Genomic DNA, 21,545 nt, shown 5'->3' on the forward strand with positions numbered 1-21,545 from the left:
TTACAGGATCCGCTATGGCTGTTACAGACACACAGCAGGCAGCGCAGTTTTCTGCGGATGCCGCAGTCAGTGCTGCAGAGGCAAAACAATATCTTCTTGAAGCGCAGCAGGGGTACCAGGATACAAGTAAAGCAGCTCAGGAGGCTTTAGATGCAGCCGCAGCTGCTGCAACTTCAGAACAGAATTCCTCTGTGTCTGAGATTTCCGCCGCTCAGTCCGCCGAAGATGCATTATCAGCAAAGAATGATGCGGAAATGGCAGCCAGTGATGCAACTGAGTACGCAAAGAATAAATTTACCTTCTACAAAACTGCAAGCGATCCAGATGGCACAATTGCTGGTCTTGCTGCGACTAACAACGGACAATCATTTTGGGTTGCTCAGGGTCCTGACTCAATATCTGCATACAATATCTATGAAAATCAGGATGGTGTAGCCGTATTACAGGCATCGCAACCAGGTACTGCAGCAGTAACGGGAACCGTCCGTGAGTTTCCTACACTTGCCGCCGCTCAGAATGATGCTAATGCAGGAAATATCCTTGATGGGGCTAAATGCTGGGTAACGAATACCGCTGATGGCAATTTGGCAGACGAGTACATCAACAACGGCGGTACGCTGGAGGCGACTGGGCGGAGCATGCCTTCGCAATACGCGATGTACGCCCCAAATACCATTACCAACTCCCGTGCATCGGATTCAGAAAAATTACCGCTGCTGTTTACCGGTGCTCAGTCAGGAGGTACGTGGTCTCCCGCTAGCGCAGAAATGGCGGTGCATGGTGCGGTTCAGTCTGTTCCGTGTCCGGCACGTTCGTCCACCTCTGATCCTACGGTTAACTATGTATTTCAGCAGGATATTAGTTTTGCATCTGGCGGCCAGTATCTTGCCGTTTCGTATCTGTTCCGCGGGACTACCGAATTAATTTTCCGTAATTTGCAACCCGCATCTTCTGGCACCCTGATTTCCTCACGCGCTGATGATTTGGGTGACGGTACATATTTGGCAACCGCTGTTTACCGTTTAACTGGCGTGGGGCCTGGTGTTGCTCAGTATATTTATTTCGGATGTCAGCAGCGGGGGGCGAGCACTACTGCGTGCGAAATAGCATATCCGCAAATGGCAGTATCCGATCGTCCAATTTTTGGTGTTGGCGGAGATATGTCTTTAGCCGACAGGCTGAATATCGCTGGCGTTATTGCACCCAATCTGGTCCCAAACAGCTATGCTGACCCGCAATATCAGATGCCGCGTTTGCGTGTAGGCTCGATCGGCTGGACGCAGGTTAGTGCAATTACTGACTCTACGATTGCGACTGCGTTAACGAATGCGGGGGCTGTGTCCTGCCTGGTGGCTCCGCCGGTGGCATCCGGTTATACCGACGCGCTGGTCGAGCCGTTTGTTTACGACACTATCGCTATCGGGCAGTATGCTGCCGCTCAGTTTTACGTTTACGTGGCGCCCGGTTCCGGACTCAATGCACGAGATGAAATCAGCAAAACTGCTGTTTTTTTCGCAGATCAGGATGGTGCTACAGCGCAAATCACGCCGGACATAATTAGCGCGGTTTCCGCAAATCTATTTAAAGTCAGAGCTACCTACCGTTTCACCGCCCAGCGTCCTCGCCGGGTGTCGATGGGCGTTCGTCAGACCAGTGCAGTCAGCACCTTCTACGTGTTCGGATTTTTCCTTGCCTGCTCAGGGCAGCCGATCCGGGACATTCTCGAATCCCCGTCACGTGATGCCGGGTTTAACGAGCGCGTGGACGGGAACGCCCGCAATATTGCGTTTAACCCGTACGGTGACACCACGCAGCAACTGCTACCGCTGTTTGGTACAGACAGCGCCTGGACGCCCGTTGCTAATTTGCCGGCCGCTGTGCAGATGATTTCCCAGTTGGGGGCAAAGGCGGCGCTGCCAGCCATGCGAGTGGCATCGGGATATAAAGACGCGCTGGTTAACGTTAATCTGGATGGTGTAAAGGCGGGTGAGTATGTCGCGGTCGAATTCAGCGTTTACGTTAATGCAGACAGCGGAGTGGATCCAGCCTCTGTACTGGGAGCATGCCGTGCATTTTTCTGGCTGGAGTCCGGCGGTTTTTTCCAGTCCATTGCAACGATAAAATCCAAAGTTAACGCCAACGTCTACGTGATGCAAACGTCGTATCAGTACACGCAGAACGCCACACGTGTGTATTTTGGTGCCCGGAACACATTTAACAACGCAGACCTCTACGTTTTTAATCTATTCGCGGCATCATCAGCTACGCCGATACTCAGCATAACGAAATCACTGGTGCGCGACCCGCAACTGGCATCGTGGGTTAACGGGCTGATTGCTCAGTCAGCGAATCCGTACCCGCCACTGCTGGCAGTGAATACCCCAATAACGGGAGCTGAGGATTTAATCCTGCTGCCTGACCAGGTATTTGCGCACCCGACTGCGCCGCTTATTTTGCAGTGTAACCAGCTGCTGATGAACTGGACGGCGGACACGGGTAAATTCCTGGACTGGTCGATAAGGGGAACGGCAGTCAGTGGCCAGCCGTATAGCTACGAAACCAGCCGCACGCTGGAGATTGACCCGGCAAAAACCGGTACAGCTGTCCGAATCAGCTTCCACAACCGGCAGAAACCCGCGCAGTGGTCCAGCCGTGATATGTCAATTCTCCGTGGCCCGGCATCAGTATCGGCATCTAAACGTATTGCGCTCATCGGTGACTCACTGACGAACCGCGGGCAGGTAGCACGCTTGTCTACGCTGCTCACTGCGGCAGGAGTGACGGTCAGTCAGATTGGTACGATGTCACAGGCAGAGGGCGGAAATGGGGAGGGGCGCGAGAGCTGGGCGGCCGCTCATTTCGTCGGTAAACGGACGTTACTGGGCAGCACGCGGATAAATATTAGCTCCGATAACCCGTCCAGTACGGCGAAAAATCCGTTCCTGTTTGAAGCCACAACTGCCCAGAAGACGGCAAATCCGGCGATGTGTTTCCTGAACACGGGGGCAGCGAGTGAACAATCCTACGCGGATACGCAAACCGGTGTGTTTTACACCTTTGATTATCGCAAATACCTTGATGCACAGGGTTTTGCCGATCCGGATATTGTGTCAATTGCGCTGGCCTGGAATGACCAGGCAAACGGCCAGAGCCCTGACGCGTATATCTCGCAAATCAACTACATGGTGGCGCAAATCAAGGTTGCATGTCCTAACGCGCGAATCGCGATTGCCCCGTATAGCGTGACGTCATCGAGCCGCGGTGTCTGGAATGCGACGGTGTCGCAGTATGTCCGAAACGTCATAGGGTCATTCAAAGGTCGGCAGGCAGAGAAACTGCACATCATCCCGTCGTGGGGGATAATGCCGTCAGATACCGCGTGGAGTAGCGACGGTACAGCTATTGTCAGGGATTCCCAAACAGGGAGCTATGTTGATACCCGCAGTGATGGAATCCACTGGGATACCTGGGGCCGTCAGTACATGGCGTACAACTGCCTATTCCCGTTTTATATCTGGGCCTGCGCGCAGTGAGAACTGCACAGGGACGTGCAATATCATTGCATTACATCGGTAGCAAAAATTGATAGGCACAACCTCTCTTGATCTGAGCTCTCGATAAAACTACTGTATATAAAAACAGTATCATTGGGAGGTTAAGATCATGCCGCGTCTATACGAAATTGAGGTCGCCTGCCGCAATGCGATCGAGATACAGCCAAACGGTCGGCGTATCCTTACTACCAGGCGGTTTCTGCAGGAGCTGGAGAGATATAACTGGCACTGGTCGCCACGGCAGGCCAATCAGTGGATAGAAGGTTACGTGACGACATTCCGGGATGTTTCCACGCAAGAGGGAGACGATCGGACGTTCCAGCTCTACAACCCGAACAGAGGGCTGTGATATGGGATTTCCGTCCCCCGCGACTGACTACATCGAGCGCAGGATCAGCATTACCAGTCTGTGCAGCCTTGGCGCCAATACGCGTGTAGTTGAAACCAGCGACGGCTACGCAGTCGTCGACGTGTCCCGGCGGCCGCAGCAGGGAGATACGGTACTGGTTCGATATGACGGGCGTGCTGAGTTTGCAAAGCTCATGGGAAGGGCGCTTATAACGGCTGACGGTGAGGCGATCGAGGGAGAGGCTCTCGACGACGTTGAGGTTGGAGGAGTGGTAACGCATACCATCATCGATCTGATGCAGGATGATAGCCCTGTTTGATAGGGTGAGGTTGTCGAGCGGGCGCGACGAATGCTGGAGAACGGTGCAACCCGGCAGCAGGTGGCTGATGTGACAGGCGTGGACGTGAAAACAATCTACAAGTACCTCCCGGCGACTTGAAGACAAAGATTTCACTACTTTTCCTGATATGTTACGTTTGGCTTAATCAATTCATTCAGCTTTGAAAACAGTTTGGTTTGTTCGTGAACGGTAAGAAAACAATAAGTTTTGAGCAATTTTTAACTATTAACAGCAATCTTGTTTCCATCTCAGATACATGGGCTGACTTGTGGGCGTTAATTTTTCACACGGGTTTAAGCGCTGGAAGGCTGCTGAGTATTCGATATGATGATATTGATGGTGACTTGATACTGATACGAAAACAGGGTCACCTGAAGGAGCTACGTGTTAAATCAACCCCTCCAGTGGAGGCGATGATTGCTCGTAGAAGAGAACGCTATCCAGAAGATGTTTATTTATTTCAGAGTCATTCTAACCGTGTGAAGTACCATCGCCGGCCGGTCACTATAATTGCTTTCAACGCCGCTTTACGTCGCGCCGCTAGATCATTACCAGACGTTAACGTAAGCAGTAGTAGCGCGAGAAACATACCGGACTAAGCGCCTGTCCAGTAGCGTGTGGCCGATGTGACAGGCGTGGGAGTGAAGACGATTTACAAATATTTGCCGGTACAATACGGCGGTAAAAAATCCCCTTGAGCAGGCACACTCAAGGGGGAAATACTACATAACATCATTGCTGTGTGCGTCTTTGCGCTCGTCTATCTTCCAAGAATATGCCTAAAGCTTCCAGATATTTCTGGTCTGAGCAGTTAAAACATTGTGTTGCTGGCCGATGTGATAGGAGGGGGGGGGAAGACGATATTATAAATAATTCCCGGATAGCACACTGCATGAAGCAAGGATGACGATTTGATGTAAAATCCCACCCGGCAGCCGTATACAAGACCTGTCGGGTAGGAGAACTGTAGGTGTTCATGCCGTACAGTCGGCGATGATTTTACTTATTAACTTTGTCTTTCTGCAACTTATCGAACTTATCATGCAGAGTTTTAGGAAATAACTCAGTGTAAACCTGCCATAAAATATTCAGTGAACGGTGGCCCGTGACCTGCGCAACCTCTTCAATACTGAACCCCGCTTCAAACAGACGACTTGCCCCCTCGCGGCGTAGGTCGTGATATCTCAGATCTTCAATGCCCAGCTCATCACGAACGCGCCGAAACATGTCAGTAATAGTTTTTTCGTTATAGGGGAATATTCTTTCATCATTTTTCGGCTGACGCTGCAAAATGGTCCAGGCATCCCCCAGCAACGGAACTGACATATGATTTCCTTCCTTTTTACGCGGATCCTTCCTGTCTCGCACGATGACTGCCCGCTGGCTCTCGCTTACGTCGGACCACTTAATGCGGCAAACCTCGCCAATGCGCATGCATGTCAGGATTGAGAACATAAAAATTTTGTCAAAGGGGGCGCCAGATAAAGCCCGTAAGGCCTTCCTCTCTAACACTTCCAGTATTCGGTTAATCTCTTCGGAGGTCGGCCGCCGGCTCCGCTTTTGCGATGCGGAGATCAGCCCCATATTCCGCAGCCATTTTTTTGCATCAGCAAGAGGGGTTGGGTCGACTCTTATACTGAAGAGAGGCGCCGCTGATTCCAGGGCAACGCCAAGTTCAGTGATATCCTTTGAAATCGTTGATGGTGAGATCCCTTGCGCCTTCCTCATCTGACAATGTGAAATGAAATCTGAGGGCTTAAGCTCGGCGAGTTTGACATCCGCGATAGGGGATCGTCCGAGGACGGCAATAGCGCTTTTTTTCGAGCGGCCAACCTTGATGTTGGGGTGCTGCTCGTACTTCTGAAGTAAATCTCCGACGGTCAGGATTAACTCTGGAGCACCTTCCTGCGCCTTATGTTGTATGCCATGCTCTTCGAGATAAGCCACTCGTTTAGCGCCCCATGATTTAGCGAGGGTGTTCTTTGAGAACGTTTGGTTCTCCCTGTAAACGTATTTCCCGTTCTTTTTGACGCCAACCGTACAGCGGTACCTGGCTGTTCCGTCGCTACGAAGCCGTTTCTCTATGGTGAAGAACGCCATGCTTTATCACTCCCTCGTTTTATGGGGTGCTGTGTGGGGTGCTGATAATAATAAAACGGCAAAAAATAGGCAAAAACAATCCATAATTGTACTGTATGAAAAATCAGTAAAATAACATATTGCATTGAATATACTGTATTTTAATTTTGTGGGTGTTTTTGAGTATCCGAAGGATCGCCGGAGAACTTCAATCCTCAGCTCTATACATCCGGCACCAGCGTGGACGCCAGCGCGGTACCGGTCTATAACCGGCTGGTGGACTTCAAAGTGGGTACCACTGAACTGCAGCCGAGCCTCGCAGAAAGCTGGGAGGTGAGCGAAGATGGCAAAGTCTATACTTTCCATTTACGCAAAGGGGTGAAGTTTCAAAGTAATAAATATTTCACGCCCACCCGCGATTTTAATGCCGATGATGTGATTTTCTCCTTCATGCGGCAAAAAGATCCGCAGCATCCTTATCACAACGTCTCCAGCGGTAACTACTCTAATTTCGAGAGCCTCGAATTCGGCCAGTTAATTACCGCCATAGATAAACCTGATGAATATACGGTGCGCTTTACCCTGGCGCGCGCCGAAGCGCCGTTTGTTGCCGATCTGGCGTGGTATTTCGCCTCTATTTTGTCGGCGGAGTATGCGGACGCGATGCTGAAAGCCGGGACGCCGCAGCGCGTGGACTCGGATCCGATTGGCACCGGCCCGTTTAAGCTGGCGCAGTACCAGAAAGATTCCCGCATTCTGTTTACCGCTTTCCCGGAGTACTGGCAGGGCAAAGCGAAAATAGACCGTCTGGTCTTTAGCATTACCCCGGATGCCTCGGTGCGTTATGCCAAGCTGGAGAAGAACGAATGCCAGGTGATGCCGTTCCCGAATCCCGCCGATCTGCCGAGGATGAAAGAGAATAAAGACATTAATCTGCTGAGTAAGGCGGGGCTGAATACCGGTTTCTTAGCCTTTAATACGCAAAAACCGCCGCTGGATAATGTCAAAGTACGCCAGGCGCTGGCGATGGCGATCAACAAGCCGGCGATTATTGATGCGGTATTTCACGGCACCGGCAGTGTGGCGAAAAACCTGCTGCCGCCAGGGGTATGGAGCGCCGATAGCGAGCTGAAAGATTACGATTACGATCCGCAAAAAGCGAAGGCGCTGCTGCAGGAGGCGGGGATCGAAGGGCCGCTGACCATTGACCTGTGGGCGATGCCGGTTCAGCGCCCCTATAACCCGAACGCTAAACGAATGGCCGAGATGATTCAGGCGGACTGGGCGAAAATCGGCGTGCAGACCAAAATCACGACCTATGAATGGGGTGAATACCTCAAGCGGGTGAAAGATGGCGAGCACCAGGCGGCGCTGATGGGCTGGACCACCGCCACCGGCGATCCGGATAACTTCTTTGGCCCGCTATTTACCTGCCAGTCGGCGAACGGCGGTTCCAACTCGGCGAAGTGGTGCTATCAGCCGTTTGATAAACTGATCGCCGAAGCGAAATCGATAACCGATCGGCCAAAACGTGAAGCGCTCTATAAACAGGCGCAGCAGATGATGCATGATCAGATGCCGGCGGTGATGATTGCCCATTCGACGATTTTTGAACCGGTGCGCAAGGATGTTTCGGACTACCAAATCGATCCTTTCGGCAAGCATATTTTCTATCAGGTCGATATAAAATAACCCCGCCAGATAAATCCGCCGACCGTGGCGGATTTATTTTTTCAAATCATTGCGTTCCACTCTTTTTGTCACAACACTTAGCCTGTTCATTGCTATAAATCGCGCCGACAACTGCACCTACAGGGATTACTCATGCGTACTCATGTCATTTTTAAAGTGGCGGCATTCGCCGGGCTGTTGGCCTTAACCGGCTGTGCGGCAAAAATTGCGGCACCGGAAAAATATTCCGGTTTCTTAAAAGATTATGCAAACTTAAAAGAAACCACGTCGGCTTCGGGTAAACCTGAACTGCGCTGGATCTCCCCGGATTACAAGCCGCAAAACTATGACAGCGTCGTCTATCATCCGATTACCTATTACCCGGTGCCAAAACCCTCGACCCAGGTCGGGGAAAAAGCGCTGAGCGATATCCTCACTTATACCAACCAACAGATGAAGCAGGCGATTGCCGAGCGTAAACCGCTGGTCGCCAGGCCGGGCCCGCGGAGCCTGATTTTCCGTGGCGCGATTACCGGCGTGGATTCCAGCAAAGAGGGGTTGCAGTTCTATGAAGTGGTGCCGGTCGCCTTAGTGGTAGCCGGAACGCAGATGGCGACCGGCCATCGGACAATGGATACCAGTCTCTATTTCGAAGGTGAGCTGATCGACCCGGCGACCAACAAGCCGGTGATCAAAGTGGTGCGTAAAGGCGAGGGTAAAGATCTGGCTAACGAGAATACGCCGCTGACCATTGATACTCTGAAACAGGTTATTGATGATATGGCGATCGACGCGGTGAAATTCGACCCGACGCAGAAATAAGTTCGCAATAGCAATATAAAGAAAAAGGCGCCCTGCAGGAGGGCGCTTTTTTATGCCAGCAGGCAGGGGCTAAGCCAGTCTGCGGCGCAAAAACCACTGCTCGGGGCGGGCAAACATCACCAGATTCCCCACCAGAATCAGCGCCAGGCCGATGACCGCATTGCTATGCCAGACGTACCCCTCGTAAAAAGTGGAGATCGTCAGGGCCACCAGCGGAAACAGCAGCGTGCTGTAGGCGGCTTTGCCGGCGCCGATCCGCCCGACCAGGGTAAAATAGGCGCCGAAGGCGATAACCGAACCGAACAAGGCCAGGTACAGCAGCGCGCCCATATAGCTCAGCGTCCACTGCGGAGTGAAATCATCTCCGCGCAGCAGGGCGATAGCGCCCATCACCAGCGTGCCGTACAGCATCGCCCAGCTGTTGGTGGTCAGCGTTTCCAGCCCACGACGCTGGTGGCGCATACTGAGCATATTTCCCAGCGAAAAACCGTAGGTGCCCAGCGCGCTGAGGCCAATTCCCCACAGCAGCGACGCATTCAGACCGTTGCTGAGCAGATCGTCCCAGAACAGCGTAACGATCCCCGCGAGACCCAGCCCGGCGGCAAGCCAGAAACGTCCCGGCGGCTGCTGGCGGAAGAAAAGAAAGCCATTAACGGCGTTAAACAGCACCGCCATGGAAAAGATCACCGATTCCAGACCGGTATTGATGTGCGCCGCGGCAGTATAAAAGCACCAGAAGTTAAAACAGAATACGCAGCAGCCCTGGAGCACGCAGAACAGATGATCGCGCAGCGCCAGCGGGCGCAGACGGCGGGTCACCCGCAGAATCGTCAATACCGTGACGCTCGCCACGGCAAAACGCCAGAAGATGGAAACCGGCGCGGAGACCGGCCCCTGCTGTAAAAAAATGGCAATCCACGTCGTTCCCCAGATAATTACCACCAGCCCGTACAGTAATGCGTTCAAAATATCTCTCCCGTAAGCACACCAGGGAGGCAGTGTGGCGGTTTTTCGCCGTTGGCGCTGTCATCCCCGGCGAATGGATTTGCAAATTCTTGCGCTTATTTTTGCCAGCAGGCGGCAGAGAACTGGTATCCGGCGTCGACTCTTCATAGACTAGAGGTTTACGCAATCTGATATGTGAAGGCTATGGCTTACGGGACTTTCGAAACATTACGTCGACAAAAGGCCGTCCTGCGCGAGACGGTGGAGCTCAACTCCGGTATTCAACTGGCGGCGTGGTATAACAATCGCGATACGGTGACGGTGCGTAGCGACCACCATACCCTGAGTCTGTACGTCGCGGATGGCTACGAAAGTTATCAGAAAACCCCTGCCGGCTGGAAAAACGGCGGCGGCCCGGACCGTTTTTGCCTGATGCCGAAGGGCGCTGAGAGCACATGGGACATCAGAGGCGATCTCTCTTTTGTTCATCTCTACTGCACCGACGACCATCTGCGTCGGGTCGGGGAGCAGATTTGGGATCGCAGCCCGGCGTCGTTCAACCTGCAGGAACAAACCTTTTCCCAGGATGACAAAATTACCGCCGTGTATCGCCAGTTTCTCCTCGATAACGACTGGCAGCAGCAGGCCAATCAGCTGACCCTCAGTTCCGCCAGTACGCTGTTGCTGACCCATCTGATTCAGCACTACTCGAGTGTCCAGTGGCGTCTACCGACGGTGACCGGCGGCCTTGCGCCGCACGTCCTGCGTAACGTCATCGCGTGGATTGAGGAGAATCTGGATCAGCCGCTCACCCTTGCCGATCTGGCGCAGGAAGCGGCGCTCAGCGAATATCACTTTGCGCGGATGTTCCGGCAGTCGATGAAAATGGCGCCGCACCAGTATGTGATGCAGCGGCGGATGGTCAAAGCGCGGGAGCTTATCTGCCACAGCGCGCGGTCGCTAACCGATATCGCGATGGCCTGCGGGTTCAGTTCCGCCAGCCACTTTAGCCACCGGGTGAAAAGCGCCACCGGCCTGACCCCGTCACAGCTACGCGCGGCGCAGCGCGGATAGCAGGGCGAAGCTGACCCCGCCCAGTACCAGCCCCCAAAAGGCCGAACCGACCCCCAGCAACGTGATGCCGCTGGCGGTGACCAGAAAGGTTATCCCCGCCGCATCGCGTTCACTTTCATGATTCAGCGCCTGAAACAGACTCCCGCCAAGGGTGCCGAGCAGCGCCAGTCCGGCGAGCATCTGGATCCATGCCGTCGGCAGCGCCGACATCAATGCGGTAATCGATCCGCCAAACAGCCCCGCGAGCAGATAAAAAACGCCCGCCGCCGCCGCGGCCAGCCAGCGTCGTTGCGGGTCCGGATGGGCCTCCGGGCTTTGGCAGATGGCGGCGGTGATTGCGGCAATACAAATCGAATAGACGCCAAAGGGCGCCAGAACCAGCGCCAGGCCGCCGGTGGCAATCATCAGCGCTGAGACGGGCACCTGATAACCGGATGCCTGCATCGTGGCGAAGCCGGGGGCGTTTTGCGAGGCCATGGTGACCAGGAAGAAGGGCACGCCGACGCTGAGCAATAGCGAAGGGGTAAACTGCGGCGCGATATATTGCGGGGCGACAAAAGCGAGGCTGATGTGCGCCCCGGCGACCGCGCCGGAGAACACGGCGATGGCCCCGCCGACCAGCAGCGCGGCAACCACCGCAAAGCGCGCAAACAGGGCTTTGCCGATCAACCACGCCGCCAGCATCCCGCCGCACAGGATGAGATTACCCTCCAGACTGGCAAAGGCCTGCAGACCAAAGCGCAGTAAAATCCCCGCCAGCATCGCCGCCGCCAGCGAGTGCGGAATGATTTTCATCAGGCGGGCAAAAAGACCGGTCGCCCCGCACAATACGATTAAGGCGTTGGCAAAGATAAAAACTCCCACCGCCTGGCTCAGAGTCACGCCCTGCAATCCGCTGACCAGCAGCGCCGCGCCGGGGGTTGACCAGGCGGTGAGGACGGGGACTTTGCGCCATAGCGTTAAGGCCAGCGTACTGACGCCCATTGCCAGCCCCAGCGCCGTCATCCAGCCGGCGATTTGCTGCGCATCGGCGCCCGCGGCGGCGGCGGCTTGCCAGATAATGGCGGCAGAGCTGGCATAGCCGACCAGCACGGCGATAAAACCGGCGAACAGCGTCGACAGCGGAAGTGAGGACGCGCGCATAAAATGACCTCTTGTGCGTTATAGCATACGGTGAAATGTATCATCGTGCGTTATAGCGCACAAGGCCGGCAGCATTTTAGCCGCCGGGTGAGGTGGTTCGCGGGAGCCACACAAACGCTTTGCGAGTAAACTCCCTGTAGAATCATATCAATGCGCGTATAATTTCCGCTGAGCATATCAGGAGGTGGAATGAATATTGCGCAACATCTCGCGGCAACCCTGAAAACGCTGCGTCAGCAGCGCGGCTGGAGTCTGTCGCGTCTGGCGGAAGAAACCGGCGTGTCGAAAGCCATGCTCGGTCAAATCGAGCGGAATGAATCCAGCCCGACGGTGGCGACGCTGTGGAAAATCGCCACCGGTCTGAACGTGGCGTTTTCATCATTTATCGTCGCCGATGAATCTGCCGTGCCGTCGGCCTTTGACCCACAGCAGCAGGCGATGGTGGTGACGCCCATTTTCCCGTGGGACCCGGAGCTACGCTTCGACCATTTCTCGATTACCCTGGCGCCGGGAGCGCTCAGCGAGTCTGATCCGCATGAAAAAGGGGTGATTGAACATGTGGTGGTGATAAGCGGGGCGCTGGATTTGTGCCTGCAGGGAGAATGGCGGGTCTTAACCGCCGGAGAGGGAAGGCGCTTTGCCGGGGACCTGGCGCATGCCTATCGTAACAGCGGTACGCAAACGGCCCATTTTCATTCGCTGATTCACTACCCGAAAGAAAAAACCGCAGGGAGTTAACCTGCGGCCAATCAAATGATCAGTGACAACCACTCACAACGTGACGAGGAAAATCCGGAATACGTGTTGACTGTAACCTCGGGCGTTTTACGATGGAAATACCTTTTCCTTCAATGCTTTGCCGGAAACCGAAAATTCACCGGTCGCGGGTGATGGAAAATGTTTTCGTCTGCGCTCACTTCTGACTACAATAGCCGCCATTTCGACCCCCTATAACGGATAACGACGAGCGTATGCGCCTGCAAAACCATCATCTTGAACTTCTTAGCCCTGCCCGTGATGCCGGGATTGCCCGTGAAGCGATATTACACGGTGCGGACGCGGTCTATATTGGCGGACCGGGTTTCGGCGCGCGCCACAACGCCAGCAACAGCCTCAGCGATATCGCTGACCTGGTGCCTTTCGCCCATCGCTACGGGGCGAAAATCTTTGTGACGCTGAACACGATTCTGCATGATGATGAACTGGAGCCGGCGCAGCGGCTGATTACCGACCTGTATGAAAGCGGCGTTGACGCGCTGATCGTGCAGGATATGGGGGTGATGGAGCTGGATATTCCGCCGATTGAGCTGCACGCCAGCACCCAGTGCGATATTCGCAGCGTGGAGAAGGCAAAATTCCTCTCCGACGTCGGTTTTAGCCAGATTGTTCTGGCGCGCGAGCTCAACCTGCAACAGATTAAAGCGATTTACGATAATACCGACGCGACGATCGAATTCTTTATTCACGGCGCGCTGTGCGTGGCCTATTCCGGGCAGTGCAATATCTCCCACGCGCAGACCGGTCGCAGCGCCAACCGCGGCGACTGCTCCCAGGCCTGTCGTTTACCGTATACGTTAAAAGACGATCGGGGCCGCGTGGTGGCGTACGAGAAGCATCTGCTGTCGATGAAAGATAATGACCAGACGGCAAACCTGGCCCAGCTGATTGACGCCGGGGTGCGCTCCTTCAAAATTGAAGGCCGCTACAAAGATATGAGCTACGTCAAGAACATCACCGCGCACTATCGCCAGATGCTCGATGCGATTATCGCAGATCGCGGCGACCTTATGCGTTCGTCTGCCGGGCGTACCGAACACTTTTTCGTCCCCTCCACCGATAAAACCTTCCACCGCGGCAGCACCGACTACTTTGTCAATGCGCGCAAAGGCGACATCGGCGCCTTCGACTCACCGAAATTCATCGGCCTGCCGGTGGGGGAAGTGCTGAAAGTGGGCAAAGACCATCTCGATGTCGAAGTTAGCGAAGCGCTGACCAACGGCGATGGCCTTAACGTGATGATTAAGCGTGAAATCGTCGGCTTCCGCGCGAATACGGTGGAAAAAACCGGGGAAAATCGCTATCGCGTATGGCCGAATGAGATGCCGGCGGACCTGCATAAAGTGCGCCCGCATCAGGTGCTGAACCGTAACCTTGACCATAACTGGCAGCAGGCGCTGCAAAAAACGTCCAGCGAGCGCCGGATCGCGGTGGATATCACCCTCAGCGGCTGGCAGGAGCAGCTGGTGCTGACGATGACCTGCGAAGATGGCGTCAGCGCCACTCATACCCTCGACGGCGAGTTTGCCGAAGCGACCCAGGGCGAAAAAGCGCTGGCTAACCTGCGCGACGGCGTGGCGAAACTGGGGCAGACGATCTATTTTGCCCGCGATGTGCAGATCAATCTGCCCGGCGCGCTGTTTGTCCCTAACAGTTTGCTGAACCAGCTGCGCCGTGAAACCGTCGAGCTGCTGGACGCTGCGCGGGTGAATGCTGCGCCTCGCGGCCAGCGTAAAGCGGTTTCTGTGCCGCCGCCGGTATACCCTGAAACGCATCTGTCGTTCCTCGCCAACGTGTACAACCATAAGGCGCGCGCGTTTTATCAACGCTATGGCGTGAAGCTGATCGATGCCGCTTATGAAGCGCATGAAGAGAAGGGAGAGGTGCCGGTAATGATCACCAAGCACTGTCTGCGCTTCGCGTTCAATTTGTGTCCGAAGCAGGCGAAAGGATCGATTAAGAGCTGGAAAGCGACGCCGATGCAGCTCATTCACGGTGATGAAGTGCTGACGCTGAAATTCGACTGCCGTCCGTGCGAAATGCACGTCATCGGCAAGATGAAAAATCATATTTTGAAAATGCCGCTTCCGGGAAGTATTGTCGCCTCGGTCAGCCCGGATGAGCTGCTGAAGACCCTGCCGAAGCGCAAAGGCGCCTGATCGGCGTCCGCCTCGTCCCGCTGGCTGCGCAACTGATCGCTGTCGGCCTCGAACGGCTGCTGCTGTTCGAGGCTTAGACGGCTAGTTTTTGGGCGGTAACGGTTTGTCCTTATGCTGGCCGCTTTTCGCCGGCTGCTTATTGCGATGAGCGGGGGCTTTTCCTTTCTTCGACGGCTGTTTGCCGCTGTGCTGCGGCGCGCGATGAGTGTGGCCAGCACTCTGTTGAGCCGCGGCCGCTTTTTTCGGCGGCGGCGGATTATCGGCGGCAAACGCCAGAGATGAGAGCGCAAACGTCATCGCGGCCGAGAGCAAAAGTATTTTTTTCATCGTCATGTCCTTTATTTTTATCTGCCCCGCGATTTCAGCAAACAAAAATGGAGAGACAATGGAGGTCTGGCTAATCAGAGTTGTCTTATCCGCTCAGGATGCCCCTTTTAGTCCCGCCGCCGTCATCAGCAGGCGAAAGAGCATACTCACCGCCGCCAGCGCCAGCACGCTGCCGCCCCATAACGCGACCAGCCATAACCACTGTTTCAGCCGTTTCAGCCATACCGGACCCATCAATGATACCCCTCGCCATGTTGTACCTTGCCGCGAAACACGTAGTAGCTCCAGCAGGTGTAGCCGATGATCACCGGAATAATCAGCAGCGCGCCCACCAGCATAAAGCCTTGACTCTGCGGCGGCGCGGCGGCCTGCCACAACGTAATATTCGGCGGGATAATATGCGGCCAGATGCTGATCCCCAACCCGCTAAAACCGAGAAATACCAGACCCAGGGTCAGGATAAAGGGCAGCGCGTGACGTTGGTGGTGACGCAGAGCACGCCACAGCCAGACCCCGAACGTGACGACCAGCAGCGGAACCGGCAGCAGGAAAAAGAGGCCCGGCAGGCTGAACCAGCGGGCGGCGATCGCCGGCTGCGCCAGCGGCGTCCACAGGCTGATAGCGGCGATGGTTGCCAGCAGCGCCAGCAGCAATCTCCGGGAGGTGCGACGCATTGTTTCCTGCAGCGGGTTCTCACTTTTCATCACCAGCCACGTCGCCCCCAGCAGCGCATAGGCAATGGTCAGCCCCAGACCGCAGAACAGGGTGAAGGGGGTGAGCCAGGCGAACGCGCCGCCGCTGAACGTTCGGCCGCTGACCGCAAAGCCGTTAACTACCGCGCCCACGACCATCCCCTGGGTAAACGTGGCCAGCAGCGAGCCGCCGAGAAATGCGCGATCCCAGAACGGGCGATGCGACGGCGTCGCCTGAAAGCGAAACTCAAACGCGACGCCGCGAAAAATCAGGCCAATCAGCATCAGCGTCAGCGGGATCGCCAGCGCATCAATAATCACCGCGTAGGCTAAAGGAAACGCGCCAAATAACCCGGCGCCGCCCAGCACCAGCCAGGTTTCGTTACCGTCCCAGACCGGCGCAACGCTGTTGACCATCACGTCACGATCTTCCGCATCCCGGGTGGTGCAAAACAGAATACCGATCCCTAAATCAAAGCCATCCATCACGATATACATCAGGGTGGCGAAAACGATAATCACGAACCAGATAACCGATAAATCGATACCCATTAGCGGGACTCCTTATGCTGAAAACCTTCCGTTGCGGCAGAGAGCGGGCGTGCTGGGGTACCGGATAGCGGGGGATTAACGTCCTGCGGCCCTTTGCGGATCAGGCGCAGCATATAGCTGTAGCCCACGCCGAATACCGAGCAGTAGACCAGCAGAAAGGTCAGCAGGCTGATGGTCATATGCAGGTCGCCATGGGCGGAGACGGCATCGGCAGTGCGCTGCACGCCATAGACCACCCACGGCTGACGGCCGACCTCGGTGGTGACCCAGCCGGCCAGAATGGCGATAAGCCCGGACGGCCCCATCCACAGCGCGAAGCGCAGGAAGGGCTTCGACTGATACAGGCGGTTGCGGTAGCGTAACCACAGCGCCAGCGCGCCGAGGAGGATCATCAGCATGCCGAGACCGGCCATCAGGCGAAACGACCAGAATACAATCGTCGAGTTCGGGCGATCCTGCGGGGCAAACTCTTTCAGTGCGGGGACCTGCTTATCCAGACTGTGGGTGAGGATCAGGCTACCGAGCGCCGGGATTTCAAGACCGTAGCGGGTGCGCTCCTGCTGCATATCCGGCCAGCCGAACAGCAGCAGCGGCGTCGGTTCTCCGGGCCGATTTTCCCAATGTCCCTCGATGGCGGCGATTTTTGCCGGCTGATGTTTGAGGGTGTTCAGACCGTGCATATCGCCAATCATCGCCTGAATGGGGGCGACAATCAGGGTCATCCACAGCGCCATCGAAAACATGGCGCGGATCGCCGGCGTGTGGGTGCCGCGCAGCAGATGCCATGCCGCCGACGCCCCGACAAACAGCGCGCTGCTGAGAAAGGCCGCCACCGACATATGCAGCAGACGATAGGGGAAAGAGGGATTGAAGATCACGGCGACCCAGTCGATGGGCACCACCTGGCCGTTGACCACCTCGAATCCCTGCGGCGTTTGCATCCAGCTGTTGGAGGCGAGGATCCAGAATGTCGAAACGATCGTTCCGAGCGCGACCATGCAGGTGGCGAAGAAGTGCAGACCGGGGCCGACGCGGTTCCAGCCGAACAGCATCACCCCGAGGAATCCCGCTTCGAGGAAAAAGGCGGTCAGCACTTCGTAGGTCAGCAGCGGGCCAGTAATACTGCCGGCAAACTCAGAAAAACCGCTCCAGTTGGTACCGAACTGATAGGCCATCACCAGGCCAGAGACCACGCCCATCCCGAAGTTAACGGCGAAAATTTTGCACCAGAAGTGATACAGCGAGCGCCAGATGGGGTTATGGGTCTTTAACCATAGCCCTTCCAGCACCGCCAGATAGCTGGCCAGGCCAATCGTAATGGCGGGAAAGATAATATGAAATGAGACGGTAAAGGCGAACTGAATTCGCGCCAGGTGGAAGGCATCCAGACCAAACATGCAGAACTCCGCAGGAAAATTTATTCAGCGCAATTCTAGGCGTCGACCGTTTGGGGTTGCAGAGGCAGAAAGGCTATTTTTTGCGATAACAGTTGCCTGCTGTTATGGCTTTTTTCGGCGCCAGGGCGTGGTCAAGCGCTGCGGGACTGCCGGAATGAAAAGGCCAGCGATAACCGGCGCGGCAGATCGTGGCGCGCCCTGTCAGGCAACGAGAAGGAAACCGCCGGCCGTGAAGGCATCCATATCCCGGGATGGCGTCATCCCGCCTTATTTGTCGTTATCGGACCCCGGGACTAAAAAGCTCTCCACCCGTTTTGTTTCCAGCAGAGGAGCGATCACCTCGATGCCGAGATGCTGAAAATGCCGGGTCGCCCGGTGCATATCGAGCCCGTTGGCGCTGCGATAGCGCTCAAGAATCACGAAGTGACGGGGCGCTTCGCGGGACTGGAAGAATTCATAGGAGAGGTTGTCCGCTTCCTGGCGCGTGGCTTCGGCCAGGGCGAGTAATGCGCTCGCCACGCTTTCGACCGCATCTTCACGGACATAATAGTGGGCGATAACCTGTAACTGCTGTGTGCTCATGGGAACTCCGCGTTAGTGAAACAGAACGATACTGGCGATAATACAGACCTGCGTCCGGCGGGTCAGCGCCATCTTGCCGTAACTCGCCATCAGCATCGGGGGGCGGATCCGTTCCGCCTTATCGCAACTATAACAGTTTTTATAAACCCCTGTTTTTCCAAAACTGATATACTACAGGGACAGAGGATAACCTGCGGATTTCGCGATGAAAAAGTACCAGCAGCTTGCCTTACAGCTGACCGAACAGATAGCGCTTGGCGTCTGGCAGCCCGGCGATCGCCTGCCATCGCTGCGCGAACAGGTGGTGAGCAGCGGCATGAGCTTTATGACCGTCAGCCATGCTTATCAACTGCTGGAGAGCCAGGGGCGGATTATTGCTCGCCCGCAGTCCGGCTACTATGTGGCGCCAAAACCGGTGAAACTGCGCCAGCCCGCGCCGCCCGCTCAGGTCACCCGCGACGAGGCGGTGGATATTAATACCTATATCTTCGAAGTTCTGCAGGCCAGCCGCCAGGCTTCGATGCTGCCGTTCGCCTCCGCGTTTCCCGACCCGCGGCTGTTTCCGCTCCAGCAGCTGAACCGTTCGCTGGCGCAGGTGAGCAAAACCGCCACCGCGATGAGCGTTATTGAGAATTTACCGCCGGGGAACGATGAGCTGCGGCATGCCATTGCCCGCCGCTACGCGCTGCAGGGGATGAATATTTCACCCGATGAAATCGTCATCACCGCCGGCGCGCTGGAGGCGTTAAACCTCAGTCTGCAGGCGGTCACCGAACCCGGCGACTGGGTGGTGGTGGAAAACCCCTGTTTTTACGGCGCGCTACAGGCGCTGGAAAGGCTACGTCTGAAGGCGCTGTCGGTGGCGACGGATGTGAAAGAGGGGATTGATCTCGCCGCCCTGGAGCAGGCGTTACAAAACTACCCGGTGAAAGCCTGCTGGCTGATGACCAACGGGCAGAATCCGCTCGGCTTTACCCTGAGCGCGGAGAAAAAGGCGCGGCTGGTCGATCTGCTGGCGCGCTATAACGTGGTGCTGATCGAAGATGATGTCTACAGCGAACTCTACTTCGGCCGTGAAAAACCGCTGCCGGCCAAATATTGGGACCGCCAGGAGATGACCCTGCATTGCAGTTCGTTTTCTAAATGCCTGGTACCCGGTTTTCGTATCGGTTGGGTGGCGGCGGGTAAGCATGCCCGGCGCATTCAGCAACTCCAGTTGATGAGTACGCTTTCTACCAGCTCCCCGATGCAGATGGCGCTGGTGGACTATCTGTCTACCCGGCGTTATGACGCGCATCTTCGCCGCCTGCGGCGTCAGCTTGCTGAACGCAAACAGCAGGCCTGGCAGGCGCTGCTGCGTCATCTGCCGGCAGAAGTGAAAATTCACCATAGCGATAGCGGCTACTTTTTGTGGCTGGAGCTGCCGGAAGGGGCGGATGCCGGGGAGCTAAGCGCCCGCGCATTGCGCGATAACATCAGCATCGCGCCGGGGAAAATGTTCTCCACCACCGCCAGCTGGACTTCGTTTTTCCGCTTTAATACCGCGTGGGGCTGGGGAGAAAGAGAAGAGCAGGCGGTGAAACGTCTTGGCGAACTTATTCGCCAGCAGCTGGCGTAAACGGATGCTTATTTTTTACCCGCGTCAACCGCCCGGTAAAATAACGAAATATGATGTTCAAAGCGTGCCGGTGATTATTTTACCGGCCGTAACCATAGGAAATTCGCATAGCCGCGGCTGCTCTATAACTCCTTGTCTATAATCCATATTGTTGCGCTGCATTCGTCGATTTTTGCGGAATGCGCCCCTTGTCACAACCTGAATAAAATCCCGGAGGGGCCTAAGCGCGCCGACTACTGTTATTAAGGGAGATATTTTTACGGCACGGCTGCCGCTCATTTTATTGTGACAGGAGTAACACCCGATGAGCAAAAAAATTGCCCGTGGCAGCCTGTGTGTGCTGGGGATGGCCTTCCTGACCGCGCAGGCCGCCGAACCGCCCACCTCGCTGGATAAAGGCGAAGGGCGACTCGATATTATCGCCTGGCCTGGCTATATCGAACGTGGCCAGACGGATAAAAACTATGACTGGGTCACTCAGTTTGAAAAAGAGAGCGGATGCCAGGTTAATGTGAAAACCGCCGCCACCTCTGACGAGATGGTTAGCCTGATGGCAAAAGGAGGTTACGATCTGGTGACCGCCTCCGGCGACGCCTCGCTGCGTTTAATTATGGGTAAACGGGTACAGCCGATTAACACGGCGCTGATCGCCAACTGGTCTACCCTCGACCCGCGCGTCGAAAAAGGGGCCTGGTTTAACGTCGACGGCAAAGTCTACGGCACGCCGTACCAGTGGGGCCCCAACCTGCTGATGTACAACACCAAAGTCTTCCCGACGCCGCCGGACAGCTGGAGCGTGGTCTTTGTGAAGCAAGATCTGCCCGATGGTAAGAGTAACAAAGGCCGCGTGCAGGCCTACGACGGGCCGATTTATATTGCCGACGCGGCGCTGTTTGTCAAAGCCACCCAGCCGCAGCTGGGGATTGACGATCCCTACCAGTTGACCGAAGCGCAGTATCAGGCGGTGCTGAAGGTACTGCGCGACCAGCGCGAGCTGATCCACCGCTACTGGCATGACACCACCGTTCAGATGAGCGACTTCAAAAACGAAGGCGTTGTCGCTTCCAGCGCCTGGCCATATCAGGCCAACGGCTTAAAAGGCGAAGGGCAGCCGATCGCCACCGTGTTCCCGAAAGAAGGGGTCACCGGTTGGGCGGACACCACTATGCTGCATAGCGATGCCCGACACCCGGTCTGCGCCTACAAATGGATGAACTGGTCGCTGACGCCGAAGGTCCAGGGGGATGTCGCCGCGTGGTTTGGCTCGCTGCCGGTGGTTCCGCAGGGCTGTAAAGCCAGTACGCTGCTGGGCGATAAAGGGTGCGAAACGAACGGTTATAACGAGTTCGCTAAAATAGCGTTCTGGAAAACGCCGATTGCGCAAGGCGGCAAGTACGTGCCTTACAGCCGCTGGACGCAGGATTTTATCGCGATTATGGGCGGCCGCTGATTGGCCGGAGGCAC

At 55.8% G+C, this 21,545-nt stretch carries 18 protein-coding genes and 2 pseudogenes; 12 read left to right on the forward strand and 8 right to left on the reverse strand.

Annotation, left to right across the window (positions count from 1 at the left end):
* Positions 1–14 precede the first annotated feature (14 nt).
* From EDF73_RS28015 to EDF73_RS27765, 5 genes and pseudogenes are all read left to right on the forward strand, one after another.
* Complete coding sequence (locus EDF73_RS28015) at positions 15–3,533, forward strand: SGNH/GDSL hydrolase family protein (RefSeq protein WP_132730853.1); 3,519 nt, start codon at positions 15–17, stop codon at positions 3,531–3,533.
* A 130-nt stretch (positions 3,534–3,663) separates the two neighbouring features.
* Positions 3,664–3,903 carry a DNA polymerase V gene (locus tag EDF73_RS20250; protein ID WP_132730854.1) on the forward strand — a complete coding sequence of 80 codons (240 nt, stop codon included), beginning with the start codon at positions 3,664–3,666 and terminating at the stop codon, positions 3,901–3,903.
* Position 3,904: 1 nt separating this feature from the next.
* Positions 3,905–4,222, forward strand: coding sequence for a hypothetical protein (locus tag EDF73_RS20255; RefSeq protein ID WP_042945018.1), 318 nt, complete (start codon positions 3,905–3,907; stop codon positions 4,220–4,222).
* 6 nt (positions 4,223–4,228) lie between these two features.
* Positions 4,229–4,342 (forward strand): annotated as a pseudogene (locus tag EDF73_RS20260) (helix-turn-helix domain-containing protein); the annotation flags it as partial.
* A 77-nt stretch (positions 4,343–4,419) separates the two neighbouring features.
* Positions 4,420–4,842, forward strand: coding sequence for a hypothetical protein (locus tag EDF73_RS27765; protein WP_001333465.1), 423 nt, complete (start codon positions 4,420–4,422; stop codon positions 4,840–4,842).
* A gap of 400 nt (positions 4,843–5,242) precedes the next feature.
* Here EDF73_RS27765 and EDF73_RS20275 read toward each other — a convergent pair whose 3' ends face one another.
* Positions 5,243–6,343 (reverse strand): site-specific integrase, encoded by a 1,101-nt coding sequence (locus EDF73_RS20275; RefSeq protein ID WP_085397371.1) that lies wholly within the window; start codon positions 6,341–6,343, stop codon positions 5,243–5,245.
* Positions 6,344–6,508: 165 nt separating this feature from the next.
* Here EDF73_RS20275 and EDF73_RS20280 point away from each other — a divergent pair.
* Together EDF73_RS20280 and EDF73_RS20285 are read left to right on the forward strand one after the other, a co-directional pair.
* A pseudogene (locus EDF73_RS20280) lies at positions 6,509–8,014 on the forward strand (ABC transporter substrate-binding protein); the annotation flags it as partial.
* 132 nt (positions 8,015–8,146) lie between these two features.
* The gene (locus tag EDF73_RS20285) at positions 8,147–8,815 is read left to right on the forward strand and encodes a DUF3313 domain-containing protein (RefSeq protein WP_132730855.1); all 669 of its coding nucleotides are present in this window, start codon (positions 8,147–8,149) and stop codon (positions 8,813–8,815) included.
* A gap of 69 nt (positions 8,816–8,884) precedes the next feature.
* Here EDF73_RS20285 and EDF73_RS20290 read toward each other — a convergent pair whose 3' ends face one another.
* A complete protein-coding gene (locus EDF73_RS20290) occupies positions 8,885–9,781 on the reverse strand; it encodes an EamA family transporter (RefSeq protein ID WP_132730856.1) in 897 nt (298 codons plus the stop codon).
* Between the two features lie 183 nt (positions 9,782–9,964).
* Here EDF73_RS20290 and EDF73_RS20295 point away from each other — a divergent pair, with 183 nt between their 5' ends.
* Complete coding sequence (locus tag EDF73_RS20295; RefSeq protein WP_132730857.1) at positions 9,965–10,834, forward strand: AraC family transcriptional regulator; 870 nt, start codon at positions 9,965–9,967, stop codon at positions 10,832–10,834.
* Here the strand turns inward: EDF73_RS20295 and EDF73_RS20300 are convergent.
* Positions 10,811–11,977, reverse strand: a complete 1,167-nt coding sequence (locus EDF73_RS20300) for a benzoate/H(+) symporter BenE family transporter (protein ID WP_132730858.1) — start codon at positions 11,975–11,977, stop codon at positions 10,811–10,813. The genes EDF73_RS20295 and EDF73_RS20300 overlap by 24 nt on opposite strands.
* A gap of 189 nt (positions 11,978–12,166) precedes the next feature.
* On the opposite strand from EDF73_RS20300, the gene EDF73_RS20305 reads away from it, so the two are divergent.
* Together EDF73_RS20305 and EDF73_RS20310 are read left to right on the forward strand one after the other, a co-directional pair.
* Positions 12,167–12,715: an XRE family transcriptional regulator gene (locus EDF73_RS20305; protein ID WP_132730859.1), complete on the forward strand. Its 549-nt coding sequence runs from the start codon at positions 12,167–12,169 to the stop codon at positions 12,713–12,715.
* A gap of 233 nt (positions 12,716–12,948) precedes the next feature.
* Positions 12,949–14,913, forward strand: coding sequence for a U32 family peptidase (locus EDF73_RS20310; protein ID WP_132730860.1), 1,965 nt, complete (start codon positions 12,949–12,951; stop codon positions 14,911–14,913).
* 81 nt (positions 14,914–14,994) lie between these two features.
* Here EDF73_RS20310 and EDF73_RS20320 read toward each other — a convergent pair whose 3' ends face one another.
* The 5 genes from EDF73_RS20320 to EDF73_RS20340 form a co-directional block, all read right to left on the reverse strand.
* Positions 14,995–15,240 carry a hypothetical protein gene (locus tag EDF73_RS20320; RefSeq protein ID WP_132730861.1) on the reverse strand — a complete coding sequence of 82 codons (246 nt, stop codon included), beginning with the start codon at positions 15,238–15,240 and terminating at the stop codon, positions 14,995–14,997.
* Positions 15,241–15,333: 93 nt separating this feature from the next.
* Positions 15,334–15,474, reverse strand: a complete 141-nt coding sequence (locus tag EDF73_RS20325) for a DUF2474 domain-containing protein (protein WP_132730862.1) — start codon at positions 15,472–15,474, stop codon at positions 15,334–15,336.
* On the reverse strand, positions 15,474–16,484 hold the full coding sequence (gene cydB / locus EDF73_RS20330) for a cytochrome d ubiquinol oxidase subunit II (protein ID WP_132730863.1): 1,011 nt from the start codon (positions 16,482–16,484) through the stop codon (positions 15,474–15,476). Before cydB ends, EDF73_RS20325 begins: the two co-directional genes overlap by 1 nt.
* On the reverse strand, positions 16,484–17,881 hold the full coding sequence (locus EDF73_RS20335; RefSeq protein WP_132730864.1) for a cytochrome ubiquinol oxidase subunit I: 1,398 nt from the start codon (positions 17,879–17,881) through the stop codon (positions 16,484–16,486). Before EDF73_RS20335 ends, cydB begins: the two co-directional genes overlap by 1 nt.
* Before the next feature lie 267 nt (positions 17,882–18,148).
* Positions 18,149–18,463 (reverse strand): antibiotic biosynthesis monooxygenase, encoded by a 315-nt coding sequence (locus tag EDF73_RS20340; protein WP_132730865.1) that lies wholly within the window; start codon positions 18,461–18,463, stop codon positions 18,149–18,151.
* A 205-nt stretch (positions 18,464–18,668) separates the two neighbouring features.
* Here EDF73_RS20340 and EDF73_RS20345 point away from each other — a divergent pair, with 205 nt between their 5' ends.
* Together EDF73_RS20345 and ydcS are read left to right on the forward strand one after the other, a co-directional pair.
* The gene (locus EDF73_RS20345) at positions 18,669–20,081 is read left to right on the forward strand and encodes a PLP-dependent aminotransferase family protein (RefSeq protein ID WP_132730866.1); all 1,413 of its coding nucleotides are present in this window, start codon (positions 18,669–18,671) and stop codon (positions 20,079–20,081) included.
* A gap of 304 nt (positions 20,082–20,385) precedes the next feature.
* Entirely contained in the window at positions 20,386–21,531 is a 1,146-nt protein-coding gene (ydcS, locus tag EDF73_RS20350) for a putative ABC transporter substrate-binding protein YdcS (RefSeq protein WP_132730867.1), read from the forward strand.
* The last annotated feature ends 14 nt before the right edge of the window (positions 21,532–21,545 follow it).

Source organism: Klebsiella sp. BIGb0138 (genome assembly GCF_004342285.1).
In the GTDB taxonomy this organism is placed as follows: Bacteria; Pseudomonadota; Gammaproteobacteria; order Enterobacterales; family Enterobacteriaceae; genus Klebsiella.